The 13,701-nt window shown below is 69.3% G+C and carries 11 protein-coding genes; 9 read left to right on the top strand and 2 right to left on the bottom strand.

Annotated elements, in window-relative coordinates; all coding sequences use genetic code 11:
- Positions 1 to 313: 313 nt before the first annotated feature.
- Positions 314 to 1,978, top strand: coding sequence for a methyltransferase domain-containing protein (locus tag ACQEVY_RS31175; protein ID WP_432952698.1), 1,665 nt, complete (start codon positions 314 to 316; stop codon positions 1,976 to 1,978).
- A gap of 122 nt (positions 1,979 to 2,100) precedes the next feature.
- On the opposite strand, the gene ACQEVY_RS31180 is transcribed toward ACQEVY_RS31175, so the two are convergent.
- Positions 2,101 to 2,742 (bottom strand): superoxide dismutase, encoded by a 642-nt coding sequence (locus tag ACQEVY_RS31180; protein ID WP_432952699.1) that lies wholly within the window; start codon positions 2,740 to 2,742, stop codon positions 2,101 to 2,103.
- A gap of 322 nt (positions 2,743 to 3,064) precedes the next feature.
- Between ACQEVY_RS31180 and ACQEVY_RS31185 the strand changes: the two genes are divergently transcribed.
- The 4 genes from ACQEVY_RS31185 to ACQEVY_RS31200 all read left to right on the top strand — a co-directional run bounded on the left by ACQEVY_RS31185 (position 3,065) and on the right by ACQEVY_RS31200 (position 6,557).
- Positions 3,065 to 3,640 carry a biotin transporter BioY gene (locus ACQEVY_RS31185; RefSeq protein ID WP_432952700.1) on the top strand — a complete coding sequence of 192 codons (576 nt, stop codon included), beginning with the start codon at positions 3,065 to 3,067 and terminating at the stop codon, positions 3,638 to 3,640.
- 215 nt (positions 3,641 to 3,855) lie between these two features.
- Entirely contained in the window at positions 3,856 to 4,899 is a 1,044-nt protein-coding gene (locus tag ACQEVY_RS31190) for a serine/threonine-protein kinase (RefSeq protein ID WP_432952701.1), read from the top strand.
- Positions 4,900 to 4,967: 68 nt separating this feature from the next.
- A complete protein-coding gene (locus ACQEVY_RS31195; RefSeq protein ID WP_432952702.1) occupies positions 4,968 to 5,453 on the top strand; it encodes a ribose-5-phosphate isomerase in 486 nt (161 codons plus the stop codon).
- A gap of 294 nt (positions 5,454 to 5,747) precedes the next feature.
- Positions 5,748 to 6,557 (top strand): Fpg/Nei family DNA glycosylase, encoded by an 810-nt coding sequence (locus tag ACQEVY_RS31200; protein ID WP_432952703.1) that lies wholly within the window; start codon positions 5,748 to 5,750, stop codon positions 6,555 to 6,557.
- A gap of 16 nt (positions 6,558 to 6,573) precedes the next feature.
- Here ACQEVY_RS31200 and ACQEVY_RS31205 read toward each other — a convergent pair whose 3' ends face one another.
- Positions 6,574 to 7,809, bottom strand: coding sequence for a GNAT family N-acetyltransferase (locus tag ACQEVY_RS31205; RefSeq protein WP_432952705.1), 1,236 nt, complete (start codon positions 7,807 to 7,809; stop codon positions 6,574 to 6,576).
- Positions 7,810 to 8,004: 195 nt separating this feature from the next.
- On the opposite strand from ACQEVY_RS31205, the gene ACQEVY_RS31210 reads away from it, so the two are divergent.
- The 4 genes from ACQEVY_RS31210 to ACQEVY_RS31225 all read left to right on the top strand — a co-directional run bounded on the left by ACQEVY_RS31210 (position 8,005) and on the right by ACQEVY_RS31225 (position 13,700).
- Positions 8,005 to 9,171, top strand: a complete 1,167-nt coding sequence (locus tag ACQEVY_RS31210; protein ID WP_432952707.1) for a PP2C family protein-serine/threonine phosphatase — start codon at positions 8,005 to 8,007, stop codon at positions 9,169 to 9,171.
- A gap of 793 nt (positions 9,172 to 9,964) precedes the next feature.
- Positions 9,965 to 10,795: an ABC transporter ATP-binding protein gene (locus ACQEVY_RS31215; RefSeq protein WP_432952709.1), complete on the top strand. Its 831-nt coding sequence runs from the start codon at positions 9,965 to 9,967 to the stop codon at positions 10,793 to 10,795.
- Positions 10,795 to 13,248: an ABC transporter permease gene (locus ACQEVY_RS31220; protein ID WP_432955494.1), complete on the top strand. Its 2,454-nt coding sequence runs from the start codon at positions 10,795 to 10,797 to the stop codon at positions 13,246 to 13,248. Before ACQEVY_RS31215 ends, ACQEVY_RS31220 begins: the two co-directional genes overlap by 1 nt.
- Positions 13,245 to 13,700: an HD domain-containing protein gene (locus tag ACQEVY_RS31225; RefSeq protein WP_328771600.1), complete on the top strand. Its 456-nt coding sequence runs from the start codon at positions 13,245 to 13,247 to the stop codon at positions 13,698 to 13,700. Before ACQEVY_RS31220 ends, ACQEVY_RS31225 begins: the two co-directional genes overlap by 4 nt.
- Position 13,701: the final 1 nt, after the last annotated feature.

The raw sequence follows: 13,701 nt of genomic DNA on the forward strand, positions 1-13,701 counted from the left end.
CTGAGCAGGGCAGTTGGCAGACAGAGGTACTCGGTGGAACTTGCCGTCCACCGATCGGTGGACCTCAGGGCTGGGGCAAACCCCCTGAAGGGGACGGTTGGATTCACGTTCACCACGGGTTGCAGGCGCGTACAACGAGGCGTATCCGCGACCCCTGCCGCCCAAAGAATCTTGAAGTGACAAAGATGCTGGCCAAAGCCGCTTTCAGCATCAACTACGCGGCTGTATACGAACTTTGGAGGCATGAGCTCCACGACATCGGATAGCGATCTGCAGAGCATGACTCCCGATGACTGAAGGAGTTCCCATCATCGTGCAACCGGCTCAAGAGTTCGGCGACAACCCTGTCGAAGTACGCGAAACCGGTCACTACACAGAGGAATACGTTCCCAGCTTTGTCGAGAAATGGGACTCGCTCATCGACTGGGAAAAACGGGCGGACAGCGAAGGAAACTTCTTCATCGACCTGCTGCGCAAGTGGGGAGTGAAGAGCGTGCTCGACGTCGCGACGGGCACCGGATTCCACTCCGTACGGCTGCTGGCGGCCGGATTCGACACCGTGAGCGCGGACGGCAGCGCGGACATGCTGGCGATGGCCTTCGAGAACGGCACCAAGCAGGGCGGACACATCCTGCGCGTCGTCCAGGCCGACTGGCGCTGGCTCAACAGAGACGTCCACGGCGAGTACGACGCCATCGTCTGCCTCGGCAACTCCTTCACGCATCTCTTCTCGGAACGCGACCGGCGCAAGGCGCTCGCCGAGTTCTACGCGATGCTCAAACACGACGGAATTCTCGTCCTCGACCAGCGCAATTACGACGCGATCCTGGACGACGGATACACCAGCAAGCACACGTACTACTACTGCGGCGAAGACGTCACCGTCGAGCCGGAGTACGTCGACGAGGGCCTGTGCCGCATGCGGTACCACTTCCCCGACGACTCCGTGTACCACCTCAACATGTTCCCGCTGCGCAAGGACTACACCCGCCGCCTGATGTCCGAGGTGGGTTTCCAGCGCGTCCAGACCTACGGCGACTTCCAGCACACCTACCGGGGCGAACAACCGGACTTCTTCGTGCATGTGGCGGAGAAGGAGTACCGGATGGACGACCCGCAGGAGAAGGAGGGCCGGTACAAGGGCGCGGTCAGCACCGCCCGCAGCTACTACAACTCACCCGACGCCGACACCTTCTACGCCACGGTGTGGGGCGGCGAGGACATCCACATCGGCCTCTACGAAAGCCCCGCGGAACCCATCGCGGACGCCAGCCGGCGCACCGTAGAGCGGATGGCGTCGAAGCTGGAGCTGACCCGGGACTCCGTGGTGCTCGACCTCGGCTCGGGGTACGGCGGCTCGGCACGCTGCCTGGCCGGGACGTACGACTGCCGGGTCATCGCCCTCAACCTCAGCGAGGTAGAGAACCAGCGCCACAAGGAGCTGAACGCGGCCCGCGCGCTCAGCGACCGGATCGAGGTCGTGGACGGGTCCTTCGAGGACATCCCGTATCCGGACGGCCAGGTCGACGTCGTCTGGTCCCAGGACGCCTTCCTGCACAGCGGCAACCGCGTCCAGGTCCTCGAGGAGATCGCCCGCGTGCTGCGCCCCGGCGGCCACCTCATCTTCACCGACCCGATGGCGACGGCGGACGGCGGCTCCGCCGACGTACTGCAGCCGATCCTCGACCGCATCCACCTCGACGACATGGGCTCGCCGGCCTTCTACATGCGTGAGCTGAACCGCCTCGGATTCACCCCGGTGGACGGCGGCTTCGAAGAACACCGCGAACAGCTGGTGAACCACTACACGCGGGTCCTGGAGGAGACGGCCCGCCAAGAGGCCGAAGGGCTGGCCAGAAAGATCAGCCACGACTACCTCGCCCAGATGAAGAAGGGCCTCGGCCACTGGATCGACGGCGGCCGCGAGGAGCACCTCACCTGGGGCATCTTCCACTTCAGGCTGGACACCGACGACTGAATCACCTGACGGTATGCAAGGAAAACCCCCGCGAGTCACGTCCTCGCGGGGGCTTTCTTCTTTCCGCCCGCCCGCGTGAAAGGTGAGAAGACGATCACGAGGCAGGACGCTTCAGACTGCCCTCAAGGGGCGAGCAGCAAAACATCCGTACGGGACTTCGCGGCGGCGTAACGCCGAGCCACGTCCTGCCAGTTGACGACCTGCCACATGGCCTCGATGAAGTCGACCTTCTGGTTCTTGTACTGGAGGTAGAAGGCGTGCTCCCAGGCGTCGAAGACCAGGATCGGGGTCGAGCCCTGGCCGACATTGCCCTGGTGGTCGTAGACCTGCTCGACGACGAGGCGCCCGCTCAGCGGCTCGTACGCGAGGACGCCCCAGCCGGAGCCCTGCGTGGTCGCGGCAGCCTTCGTCAACTGGCCCTTGAACCCGGCGAAGGACCCGAACGACTCGGTGATCGCGTCGGCAAGCTCGCCCACACCGTCCGCGGCGAGCGGCTCGCCACCGCCCTCACCCGTCATGTTGTGCCAGTAGATGCTGTGCAGAACATGGCCGGAGAGATGAAAGGCCAGATTCTTCTCCAGCCCGTTGATCGACCCCCATGACTCCTTGTCCCGCGCCTCCGCGAGCTGTTCCAGGGTGTCGTTCGCCCCCTTCACATACGCCGCGTGGTGCTTGTCGTGGTGCAGCTCGATGATCTCGGGGCTGATCACGGGCGCGAGCGCGGAGTAGTCGTACGGCAGCTCAGGGAGCGTGTAGACGGGCATGGTGGGTCGTCCCCTCCGAAGTCCGAAGTCTTATTGCAAGTATCTTGCAAGTGCAGATTAACAGCAAGAGAGATCAAGGGGAGGGGGTGATGAGAGGGATTGGCGAGATCCAACAGTCCGCGCCGGTCCCGTCCTTGTGGGTAAGGCCGCCGTACCTCAGTGACCAGGGTCACGCCGCCTCGGGTGTACCAATCTCTCTTTGTATGGAGCGCACCAAGCGTGCGCTCCGTGGTTTGTCGAGCGCTGCTGGTGATCGGGGCGAGGGGCTGGGATAGCGTCGCGGTGTTCGGAACCACCCGCTCCCCTCACCGCCGGAGTCCCCATGAGCACCGCTGCCGCCAACGCCCTCCCGGGCAAGGTCCTCGCCGACCTGATTCCCGCGTCCCGCGTCCGCGACATCGCGCTCGTGGCCGGCGGCGCCGCGCTCACCGGGTTCGCCGCCCAGATCGCCGTGCCCGTACCGGGCTCGCCGGTGCCGGTGACCGGGCAGACCTTCGCGGCCCTCCTGGTCGGCACCGCGCTCGGCGCGGGGCGTGGCTTCCTGTCGCTCGCTCTGTACGCGCTCGTCGGCCTGGCCGGAGTTCCCTGGTTCGCGGAGGGTAGCCACGGCCTCTCCCCGACCTTCGGCTACATCGTCGGCATGATGCTCGCGGCCGCACTCGTCGGCGCCCTGGCCCGCCGCGGCGCCGACCGCTCGGTGTTCCGCATGGCCGGCACGATGCTGCTCGGTTCGGCCGTCATCTACGCGATCGGCGTCCCCTATCTCTCCGCCGCCACGATGTTGAGCCCCACGGAGGCTGTTGCCGCCGGGTTCACGCCCTTCCTTATAGGCGACGCGTTCAAGGCGGCGCTGGCGATGGGACTGCTGCCTACCGCTTGGAAGCTCGTGAACCGGTAGGAGTGAGGAGACAGCCCAAGCCCCCGCGTCCGTAAAGGCCGCGGGGGCTTCTTGGGTTCCGGTCTCGTGTCACCCGGATTGTGCTGTCGTGACTCCGCTCCCTCTCCTGAAGGAGGGGGGCTTCCAACCCGAGGGTTGCGGTCCAGCCCGAACCGGTCCCTTGCGTGACGCAAGGAAAATATCACAACCTAGAGGGAGGTTGGGGGTGTACCTGCATGTTCTGCGTCGTGAACCGGTACCGGCTCCTGGAACCCATCGGGCAGGGCGGCATGGGCCGTGTCTGGCGCGCGGCCGACGAACTGCTCGACCGCCCGGTCGCCGTGAAGGAACTGCGGCTCGACACCCTCGGAGCCGAGGAACTCGAGATCCGGCGGGAGCGCGCGCTGCGCGAGGCCCGCGCCAGTGCCCGTATCGACCACCCCAATGTCGTACGGGTCTATGACGTGGCCGAGGAAGACGACCGGCTCTGGATCGTCATGGAACTGGTAGATGCCCCTTCGCTGGCCCGGACCGTCGTCGAACACGGCCCCCTCGACGTACGCGAGACGGCCAGGATCGGCCTGGCGCTCGCCGAGGCGCTGCGCCCGGTGCACGCGGCCGGAGTCCTGCACCGTGACATCAAGCCCGGCAACGTGCTGCTCGAGCCGGGCGGCCGGGTCGTCCTCACCGACTTCGGGATCGCCGCTCTCCAGGACGCGCAGGGGCTGACGCAGGCCGGAGTCATCGTCGGCTCCCCGGAGTACATCCCGCCGGAACGTATCTCCGGCCGCCCGCAGGGCCCGGCCTCCGACCTGTGGTCCCTCGGCGCCACGCTCTGCACCGCTCTCACCGGGCACTCCCCGTTCGAACGGGCCGGGACGCTCGCCACGTTGGCCGCGGTGATGTACGAGGAGCCTCAACTTCCGCCGGAGGACGGGCCGTTGACTCCGTTGCTGTGGAGGCTGCTGGCCCGGGATCCGGGGGCTCGGCCGGATGTGGGGGAGGTGGTGCGGTTCTTGGGGCGGGTGCTCGCGGCGCCGCCCGCAGAGAAGGAGAGGGAGAGGAAGACGGATGAGGAGAGTGACGGGCCTGAGTGGTTGCCGCGGCTGCTCACCGTGCTCGTTCTGGTGGCCGCCGCCGCTGTGGGCGTCGTCATGATCATCACTGCCGTACGTCCTGGTGGTGAGACGAAGCTGCCTGACACCAGCCCGGCGCCCACGGTCGCGGGTACGTCGCGTCCGCCGCCCTCACCTGGGGTGAGTCAGACCCCGTCGCCCTGATGCGGGGGTGCCTTCGACCGGCCCGACCCGAGGAGGCCCGGCCGAAACACGCGTGTCACACTCGGACCATGCGCGTGTACCTCGGCTCCGATCATGCCGGTTTTGAACTCAAGAACCACCTCGTCGAGTGGCTCAAGGCGGCCGGGCATGAGCCCGTCGACTGCGGGCCTCTCATCTACGACGCCCAGGACGACTACCCGCCGTTCTGCCTCCGCGCGGCCTCGCGTACCGCGGGGGATCCCGGCTCGCTCGGCATTGTGATCGGGGGGTCGGGGAACGGGGAGCAGATCGCGGCGAACAAGGTGGCGGGGGTTCGGGCGGCGCTCGCTTGGAGCGAGGAGACTGCGGCGTTGGGGCGTCAGCACAACGATGCGAATGTTGTGGCTGTGGGGGCGCGGATGCACTCGCGGGACGAGGCGATCAAGTTCGTCGAGACGTTCTTGAACACGCCGTTCTCGGGCGATGACCGTCATGTCCGTCGCATTGACATGCTGTCGGCGTACGAGACGGCGGGGGTTATGCCGGAGATTCCGGCGCATCACCCGCAGGGGTAGGGCGCTTTTTCTGTCCCCAGTCCCGCCCCTTCCCGAAACTGAGGGCTCCGCCCCCAGACCCCCGTATCGGCCTGAACGGCCTCGTCCTCAAACGCCGGACGGGCTGATGGTGCGCGCCCCTTTAGGGGCGCGGGGAACTGCGCGACCAGCCACGACGCACCCGCAGCCGCGACACGAAGTGTCACCCACCACCCCCTGGCGGGGGGCCTGGGGCGCAGCCCCAGTTTCGGGAAGGGGCGGGGCTGGGGAAGAATCCCGCCCCGACCGCAGGACGAACACGCACAGGAGGCCCCCGTGCCCGAAGGGCACACCATCCACCGCCTGGCCGAGGACTACCTCGGACGGTTCGGCGGCCGGACGGCCCACGTCACCAGCCCCCAGGGCAAGTTCACCGACGCCGCAGCCCTCCTGGACAGCACCACCCTGACCACCGCCGAAGCCCACGGCAAACACCTCTTCCTACGGTTCGAAACCGACGACTGGATCCACATCCACCTCGGCCTCTTCGGCAAGGTCACCCTCGGCGAAGCCCCCACACCCCCACCCACCGAAACCATCCGCCTACGCCTCACCAACGACACCGCATACGCAGACCTCCGCGGCCCCACCACCTGCACCCTGATCACGGACACGGAAAAGCAGGCGGTCCACGCCCGCCTGGGCCCGGACCCGCTGCGCGAGGACGCCGACCCGGCCCAGGCGTACGCCCGCATCTCCCGCAGCCGTACGACGATCGCCGCCCTCCTCATGGACCAGAAGGTCGTCGCAGGCGTAGGCAACGTCTACCGCGCGGAAGTCCTCTTCCGGCACGGCATCGACCCGTACCGGCCGGGCAAAGACATCACCCGGCCCGAGTGGGAGGCGATGTGGGCGGACCTCGTCACCCTCATGCGCCAGGGCGTCCGCAACAACCGCATCGACACAGTCCGCCCGGAACACGAGCCGGACGCGATGGGCCGCCCGCCGCGCGAGGACGACCACGGCGGCGAGGTCTACGTGTACCGCAGGGCCGACCTGCCCTGCCACATCTGTGGCGGCGAGATCCGCACCGCCGGTCTCGCCGCCCGCAACCTCTTCTGGTGCCCCACCTGCCAAAAGGCATAGGGAGCTACGGGCCGACTCAGAAGCCGTGCGGCAGCCAGGGTGCGACGGCGGCGGAGAAGCCGAGCGAGGCCTCCGCGAGCGCGCCCTGGCGCAGCTCCCGTACCCGCCCGGCCGCGGCGAGTGACGCCAGGGACACGCCACCGAGATAGGCCGACCCCAACTCCCGTACGGACAGGGCGAGATCGGCCGAGTCGGTGGTCCGCTCGCAGGACGCCCCCTTGGCGTCACCGGAGAGCCGCCAACGGCCTTCGTTCCAGGGGCAGAAGGCGTCCTCGACCTCGAACACGACGTCCACGGGCGCCTGATACGTACGTGCCTCGAGCGCGGCCCCGACATCGACGAGCCGTACGTACAGCGAGTCACGCAGGTTGAGAGCGCACCGCCGGACGTCGGAGACGAGGTGCAGCAAGGCGTCGTCGACGGGCCGGTTGTACGTCTTCACCGTCGAGGTCAGGTCGATGTCGAACAGGAACCGCCACAGCGCCACGTACGCGGCCGGGTCCAGCGCCTCCAGATCACGCAGCTCGATCGTGCCCTTGGGGCCGGCCGCGTCCCACTCCGGCTTGTTGAAGTACCGGGCGTAGCCGACCATTTCACCGTCCCGCTCGGCGAGCACGCACTGCAGCGGCGACGAGCCCTTACGGTCGGCCGGCGGGTCGAGCAGCGGCAGCCCTTCCCAGCCGGGCAGCCGCGCGAGCATGCCGGGCCGGGTGGGCACCTGGCGTGCGTAGACGGCCTCGCACGCATCGCGTACGGCATCCGCAGCAGGTTCGGCGAGGCGGAGTCGTACGTCATCGGTGCCGGGCGGCACCGTCAGCCGTACCCGGGATGTGTCGATCTCCGCGCGCATCTGCTGGGTCGCCGCGCCGTAGCCGAAGCGGCCGTATATCACCGGCTCGGAGGCGGTCAGTACGGCCAGCGGCTCGCCCCAGGAGCGGATGTCGTCCAACTGCCTGCGCTTCATGGACCTGAGCAGCCCGCGGCGGCGGTGCGTCGCGGCGACGCTCACCATCGTGATGCCGGCCGCCTTCACCAGGGCGCCGCCGGGAACGGTCATACGGAAGCTGAACGCACCCGCCGTACCCACGCACTCGTCGCCGTCCCAGGCCCCGATGAAGCGGTCGAACTCCGTGAGGCCGTTCCACAGGGCGCGCTCCTCGGGAGACTCGTCGACTCCGCCGAAGGCGAGCACCAGCTTTCCGTACCACTTGTCCCATTCTTCCGGCCGGAGCACGCGCAAGTCAGTGGTCATATGCCATGCCTACCAGGGCAATCCGGGATCAGCGAGTGGATTTCCAGCGGGTGCATTTCCGTCAGGCCGGGCGGGAGGCCCTCGGCGGCATGCGATCCTCGGGGATCGGACGTTTCTGTGACTTCGGTTCTCGGACGGGGGACAAGTGGGACCTCCCGTGCCAAGTGCCTGGTCCGATGGATAGGGTCCCGAACAATGGCAGCAGGACGAGAGCGGCGCGCGGAAGCCGACACGTTCACGGCCCGGTGCAAGAAGCAACTGCACCGGGTCCGCACAGGGCTGCGCAAATCCGCTGTCGACTACTTCCGCGGGGACGGCTCGGACTGGGTCGCGCTGGCCGGTCTGCTGCTGACCATTCCCGTGATCACGTGCGCCACACTCGTCAACTCCGTCTGGTTCTCGCCGGCCGCGCTGGTCCTCCCGATCGTCGCCGGCGGGCTGGTGCTGCGGCCGGCCAGCCTGCTCGGTCTGTACGCGGCCGCTGCCACCGCCCTGATCATCGAGTCCGTGAAACTCGGCCCCTACACAGAGGGACCGTCCCGGGTGACGCCGGGAACCGTGCTGGTCGTCGCCGCCTGCGGCTTCTTCGGCCTGCTCATCGCGCAGTTCCGCAGCCGGGTCGGTGTGCCGTGGCGGCGCGGCGGCACCATGCTGTTCGACCTGCGGGAACGGATCCGGGTCCAGAGCAAGTTGCCGAAGCTGCCGGTGGGTTGGCACCGTGAGATGGCCCTGCGGCCGGCCGGCGGTCAGTCGTTCTCGGGGGACTTCGTGGTGGCTGCCCGTACGAATGGCGGGCGCACGCTCGAGGTCGTACTGACGGACGTGTCCGGCAAGGGCATGGACGCGGGGTCGCGTGCGCTGCTTCTGTCCGGGGCGTTCGGGGGCCTGCTCGGGTCCTTGCCGCCGCACGCCTTCCTCCCCGCGGCGAACGGCTACCTGCTCCGGCAGGACTGGGACGAGGGGTTCGCCACATCGATCCACCTCGTCCTGGACCTGGACTCGGGCGACTACGAGCTGTTTTCCGCCGGGCATCCCCCCGGGCTGCAGCTCAGCGCGGGGAGCGGGCGCTGGGAGGAGAAGTCGGCGGAGGGGCCGCTGCTCGGGGTGTACGACGGGGCTCAGTTCGATCCCGTGAAAGGTACGTTGCGCCCCGGCGACGTTCTGATGCTGTTCACGGACGGCTTGGTCGAGACGTCCGACCGGGACATCGCGGAGGGCATCGACCGCCTCACCGGCGAGGCGGACCGGTACGTGGCCGGGGGGTTCCATGGGGCGGCGTGGCATTTGATCGAGGCGGTTGCGCGGGATGTGAACGATGACAGGGCTTTGCTGCTGATTTGCCGGGAGGTGTCCGGCGGTTAGGTGGGGTGCCTCCGGCGGTGGGGCGGTTGGGTTCGCTTTCGGGTGCGGGTTGTGTGTGGCTGGTCGCGCAGTTCCCCGCGCCCCTTGGGTGGTTGGTGGGTGCGGGGCCGCGGTCCGGTGCGTCAGCCCGTCGCCAACGGGGCATACGGCCCCTTGCTTCCACAGGGTTCTGGTGTGCCCAGACCGAAGCTAAGCGACGGGCATAGGACGCACCGGCCCACGTCCCCTCCCGCCGACGGGAAGCTGCGGGTAGTCAGGGGCGGGTGCGTGGTGGCTGGCGAGCATGGCGACTGGTGAGCTGTGTGGCTGGCGGTTCCGGGAGCGCCCCGTCAGGGGCGCGGGGAACTGCGCGACAAGCCACAACGAACCCGCACCCGCACACGATCCCAACACCCCACCCCAGTAGGCGCCCCACCCACCCGCGGGTGGACGCCCCGGCCACCCACCCGCGGTGGGCACCCGCGGACCCAACGACCCGCAGTGGGCGCCCCACCCACCCCCTGAACCCACCCACCCGCCGGAGGCGCTGCACCCACCCCCTGAACCCACCCGCCCGCCGCAGGCGCCCCACTCAGCCGGAGGCAGGGGGCCTGGGGGCGGAGCCCCCAGTTTCGGGAAGGGGCGGGGCTGGGGAAAAGAACTTCCCTCGCCGCCGCGGACGAAATACCCCCGGGGCCGACCTGGGGTTTCCCCCACCCCAACTCGGCGGTCGACCGCATGGTGAAGGCCGCCACCAAATCCGTAGCGTCGAGCCATCGACAGAGATCGGCGAGGCGGAAGGACGGACCCAGCCATGGGCCTGCGGAAGAGGCGGTACGACAACGGGGCCGAAAAGACCCCGCAGAACGTACGGAGCGGCCCAAGCCCGGACGCCGACTGGGCCGTCGAACTGCGGAGCGTCCAGCGGCGATACGGCCGAGGCACCTCCGCCGTACACGCCCTACGCGGCATAGACCTCACCCTCCCCCGCGGCACCTACACCGCGGTAATGGGCCCCTCCGGCTCCGGAAAGTCCACATTCCTCCAGTGCGCCGCAGGCCTCGACCACCCCACCAGCGGAACGGTCCGCCTAGGCGGCACAGAAATCACCGGCATGAGCGAGAACAAGCTCACAGCCCTACGCCGCGAACGCCTCGGCTTCGTCTTCCAGGCCTTCAACTTGCTCCCATCCCTCACCGTCGAACAGAACGTCGTCCTGCCCATGCGCCTCGCAGGCCACCGCCCCGACCGCCACCGCGCGGCCGAGGTCCTCGCCCAGGTCGGCCTGGACGGCCTGGCCCGGCGCCGCCCGGGCCAGCTCTCCGGCGGACAGCAGCAGCGCGTGGCCATCGCCCGTGCCCTGGTCACCCGCCCCGACGTGGTCTTCGCAGACGAGCCCACCGGCGCCCTCGACACCCGCACCGCCACCGAGGTGCTCGCCCTCCTCCGTCAGGCCGTCGACGACCTCGGTGCGACCGTCGTCATGGTCACCCACGACCCGACGGCCGCCGCCTGGGCCGACCGCGTCCTGTTCCTCGCCGACGGCTCGATCGTCGACCACCTGGACCGCGCCCCGGCGGAGCAGATCGCCGCAAGGATGACGGCGCTGACGGCTCCCGCGACGACCGTACGAGCGGCCGCGTGATGTTCGTACCCAACGGCCTCGCCCGCGCCGCAGTCCGCTTCAAGCCCGCCGCCTTCGTCGGCACGTTCGTCGCCCTGGCGATGGCCGCGCTGATCGTCTCGGCCTGCGGCATCCTCCTGGAGACGGGCCTGCGCGCCTCCGTCCCACCCGTCCGCTACCAGGACGCCCCCGTGGTCGCCGCCGCCGACCAACGCGCCCACCACGTCACCGGACATGGCGACAGCCGCGAGGACGACGCCGTACCGGTCCCGGACCGTGCCTGGCTGGACAACTCCCTGGTGGCGAAGGCCGGTTCAGTGCCCGGCGCACGCCAGGCCGTCGCGGATGTCACCTTCCCCGTGCAGACGGGCGACGGCGCACAGCTCACCGCCCACGGCTGGGGATCCACCGCATTCACTGGCGAGCGGCTGACCGCGGGCCGGGCGCCGGGCGACGGCGAGGTCGTATTAGCAAAGGGCACGATCGGCGAACGCGTCCGCCTCACCACCGCCGACGGGCCTCGCACCTTCCGTGTCTCCGGCATCGCGAAGCCAGGGGAGCGGGGGGATGCACAGGGGACAGTCTGGTTCGCCGACACCGAAGCCGTACGCATCTCCGGTCACCCCGGGCGTATAGACGCGATCGCCGTCCTACCGAAGGACGGGGTGACCGCCGAGGCACTCAAAGCCCAGGTCGCGCGCGCCCTCGGCGACCGGGCCGAGGTCCACACCGGCGACAGCCGTGGCTCCGTCGAGGACTCCTCCCTCGCCGAGGCCGAGGAACTGCTCGTCGGGATCGGCGGGTCGTTCGGCGGGGTCGCGACGATGGTGGCCGTGTTCACGGCGGCGGGGACGGTGGCGTTGTCCGTCGCCCAGCGGGCCCGGGAGTTCGCGCTGTTGCGCGCGATCGGTACGACTCCGCGCCAGATCCGCCGGTCCATCGCCACCGAGACCCTGCTGGTCGCCCCTCTCGCCGGGCTCGTCGGTTGTCTGCCGGGCATCGGGCTGGCCCGCTGGTGGTTCGGGCAGCTCAAGGACAAGGGGGCGATTCCGGAGCCGGTGGAGCTGTCGGTGTCGTACATACCGCTGCTCACGGCCGTCGGCGGTGTGCTCGGCACCGCGCTGGTCGCCGGGTACATGGCGGCCCGGCGGCCGGCGCGGATCAAGCCGGGGCAGGCGCTCACCGAGGCGTCCGTGGAGCGGCTGCGGATCGGCTGGATCCGTACGCCGCTGGGGATCGCGGCGGCCGTCGGCGGCTTCGTCTGCGCGGGTGTGTCCGCCTCGACGACCGGCGAGGACGCGGCCAACGCGGCGCTCGGCATCGTGATGTTGTTCATGCTGGCCGTGGCGCTGCTCGGCCCGCTGATCGCGCGCCTCTGCGCCGCTCTGTTCGGGCTGCCGTTGCGTGCCGCGGGCGCCTCCGCCTCGCTGGCGGCCGCCAACGCCCGTACGAACGCCCGCCGGCTGGCCTCCGCGATCACCCCGATCGTCCTGGCGATGGCCTTCTCGTCCGTGCTCGTCTTCATGCACACCAGCGAGGAGCGGGTCACACAGGAGCAGCAGCGGGCCGGCACCGTGGCCGACCACATCGTGACCTCGGAGGCCGGGCTGACACCGGATGCCGTACGTCAGGCCGCCCGCAGCCCTGAAGTCACCGCTGCCGTCGGACTGTTGAAGACCGGGGTCCTTCTCCCGGCGAACGGGTACCTTCAGCAGGCCTCCGCTCAGGGCGTCATGGGTTCGGGGCGGGACCTTGCCCGCGTACAGGACTTGAAGGTCGAGAAGGGCGCGCTGTCGCTGGAGCGGGGGCAGGTCGCGATGGACGCCTCGCTGGCCCGTGATGCCGGTGTCGGCGTCGGCGAGCGTGTCGAGCTGCGGCTGCCCGACGGTACGAAGGTGAGGCCGACGGTCGTGGCGACGTACGGCCGCGGCATGGGGCTGTCCCAAGTGACCCTCAGTCACGCGGACTTGGCGCGGCATGTCAGCTCCGCCTTTGCCACCGAGCTCTGGACGAAGGGAGGCAGTGCCGCCGGGCTGGAGAAGTTCGGTACGGTCACGGACCGTGGTGGCTACACCGCCGCCCAGTCCCTCGACCGCGAGCTGAACGCCTGGGCCAACACCGTCATGGCCGCTGTCCTCGGTGGCTTCGCGGCCGTCGCTGCCGTCAACACGTTGGTGATGACCGTCCTCGACCGCCGCCGCGAACTGGACACCCTGCGGCTCATCGGCTCCACTCGCCGCCAGGTGCTGAACATGATCCACTGGGAGGCCCTGCTCGTCACGCTCGCGGGCCTCGTCCTCGGCACGGGTATCGCGCTCGCCACGCTCATCCCGATGATGAAGGGGCTGACGGGGCAGGCGCCGTACATACCGCCACTGCTGTACGGCTCGCTGGCCGCGACCGTGCTCGTGACCGGTCTGGCGGCGGCGTCGGTACCCGCCAGGTCGGCGCTGCGGGGGACACTCGACGCATGACCGAGAAAGCGCTGCTGAGTCTCACCGAAGTCGAAGCCATCGCCCGTAACGCACACGCCGCCCAGACCGACAAGGCGGGCCGTCCGTACGCCGAGCACCTCCAGGCGGTGGCCGAGGGGGTACGGGCCCGGGGCGGCGACGACGAACAGATCGCCGCCGCCTGGCTGCACGACACCATCGAGGACGAGGTCCTCTCGGAGGACTGGCTGCTGCACGAGGCCGCGCTGACCCGGCGCACCAAGGACATCGTGCTGGCCCTCACCAAGCGCCCCGGCGAGCCCCCGGAGTCGTACGCCGAACGCATCCTGGCGACCCCGGGAGCCCTCCTGGTCAAGGAATCCGACCTGGCCCACAACGCGAATCCGGCCAGGCTGGCGGCCCTGGACGAGCCCACGCGGACGCGACTGGAGGAGAAGTACGCGAGGATGCGCGAACTCCTGGGCCTGGCCTAGG

Origin of the sequence: Streptomyces sp. CA-288835, assembly GCF_050936385.1 — a bacterium.
Classification (GTDB): Bacteria; Actinomycetota; Actinomycetes; order Streptomycetales; family Streptomycetaceae; genus Streptomyces.

What these genes read in the sequence shown, in the direction of transcription:
- ACQEVY_RS31205 (WP_432952705.1), bottom strand. Translation starts at nt 7,809, where the DNA reads ATGACCACTGACTTGCGCGTGCTCCGGCCGGAAGAATGGGACAAGTGG.
- ACQEVY_RS31225 (WP_328771600.1), top strand. Translation starts at nt 13,245, where the DNA reads ATGACCGAGAAAGCGCTGCTGAGTCTCACCGAAGTCGAAGCCATCGCC.
- ACQEVY_RS31190 (WP_432952701.1), top strand. Translation starts at nt 3,856, where the DNA reads ATGTTCTGCGTCGTGAACCGGTACCGGCTCCTGGAACCCATCGGGCAG.
- ACQEVY_RS31215 (WP_432952709.1), top strand. Translation starts at nt 9,965, where the DNA reads ATGGGCCTGCGGAAGAGGCGGTACGACAACGGGGCCGAAAAGACCCCG.
- ACQEVY_RS31210 (WP_432952707.1), top strand. Translation starts at nt 8,005, where the DNA reads ATGGCAGCAGGACGAGAGCGGCGCGCGGAAGCCGACACGTTCACGGCC.
- ACQEVY_RS31180 (WP_432952699.1), bottom strand. Translation starts at nt 2,742, where the DNA reads ATGCCCGTCTACACGCTCCCTGAGCTGCCGTACGACTACTCCGCGCTC.
- ACQEVY_RS31195 (WP_432952702.1), top strand. Translation starts at nt 4,968, where the DNA reads ATGCGCGTGTACCTCGGCTCCGATCATGCCGGTTTTGAACTCAAGAAC.
- ACQEVY_RS31185 (WP_432952700.1), top strand. Translation starts at nt 3,065, where the DNA reads ATGAGCACCGCTGCCGCCAACGCCCTCCCGGGCAAGGTCCTCGCCGAC.
- ACQEVY_RS31220 (WP_432955494.1), top strand. Translation starts at nt 10,795, where the DNA reads ATGTTCGTACCCAACGGCCTCGCCCGCGCCGCAGTCCGCTTCAAGCCC.